This window comes from Winogradskyella pelagia (genome assembly GCF_017581965.1).
In the GTDB taxonomy this organism is placed as follows: Bacteria; Bacteroidota; Bacteroidia; order Flavobacteriales; family Flavobacteriaceae; genus Winogradskyella; species Winogradskyella pelagia.
Genome location: NZ_JAGEVF010000037.1, coordinates 1 through 1,148, shown reverse-complemented (window position 1 = coordinate 1,148; position 1,148 = coordinate 1). Strand labels below are relative to the sequence as shown.

The following is a 1,148-nucleotide window of genomic DNA, read 5'->3' as shown; positions in this document are numbered from 1 at the left end:
CGGTTGGCGGAACTCTGACAAGAAAAAAGCGGATTGCGAAACTTGCTGGATATTTTCAAATAACACTTGCGATTATTGGATTTGTGGAAGTGTTACGGAGGTTTTTCGGAGACGAGAAACTTCCCGATTTTTCGACAATGATTATTGTTTCAATTTTTGCGCTTATCGCAAATGGAATTTGTCTTTACATTTTGCAAAAGTCAAAAAGCAAAGAAGAGGCACATATGAAAGCGAGTATGATTTTTACTTCCAATGACGTGATTATCAATTTGGGAGTAATAATTGCAGGAATTTTAGTGAATTGGCTAAATTCCAACAAACCTGATTTAATTGTTGGAACAATCGTTTTTATAGTGGTAATACAAGGTGCATTTCGGATTTTGAAATTAAGTAAGTAATCGGAATTGCCAACGCTTAAAGCCATACACATTTACAGTCGCTCAAGCCATCGCACCACCAAAACTGTAAAAGAGTATGTCTTGCCAACGCTCACATTTGAACTAAATAGCAAACATCGGAAAACCAAGCTGAACGTAAAAAGCACTATGCACAACAACGTATATAGCTCATAGCTAATTAGTTACATAACCGAAGTTAAGGTGTATTTGCGAGGTCGCCAAATTTTTAAATTTGATTATATTTGAGAAAAAGTAAATATAAAAATTTAAAAATTTAGCTTGTGCTCAACTGAAAGGAAACAGCTATTTTGCACGCTACGAGCCATATACAAGACCGATGAGAACACATTCGCCAAAGGCGAACTTTAATTACTACGTGCTTCGCACTCTCGTCCTTAAAGCAAGGTGTTCTCATCTGCAGGGTTAAACCAAATTACTACTAGTAATTAAGCCAGAACAATCGCCTTTGACGGGCTTCGAGCCAAATCGAGCTTGCGAAATTCATGAACACCTCTAAATGAAATAAAATCTGCGTGAATAAAACGTGCACCATCGTCGGTTAAAAGTAATTTGGCTCTGCTCATCGAATTCTCATTCTAATAAATTCTGCAATTAACACCACGCCGAGGCGTGGCTAATTGACGACCAATAATTCGAGATTATAAGGAAGTCGCCTTCTCTAATTATTGTTTAAGAATTTATTATCTTTTCATTCTCAAAGCAGAACTACGTTTAACCCTGCAGTTGGCA

2 protein-coding genes are annotated in these 1,148 nt (G+C 37.0%); one reads left to right on the top strand and one right to left on the bottom strand.

Going from position 1 to position 1,148, the window contains the following annotated elements; translation table 11 throughout:
* A partial coding sequence (locus J4050_RS15140) for a cation efflux transmembrane domain-containing protein (protein WP_208155458.1) occupies positions 1-398 on the top strand: 398 nt, incomplete at its 5' end.
* Positions 399-844: 446 nt separating this feature from the next.
* Here J4050_RS15140 and J4050_RS15135 read toward each other — a convergent pair.
* Positions 845-982: a hypothetical protein gene (locus J4050_RS15135; protein WP_208155457.1), complete on the bottom strand. Its 138-nt coding sequence runs from the start codon at positions 980-982 to the stop codon at positions 845-847.
* Positions 983-1,148 lie beyond the last annotated feature (166 nt).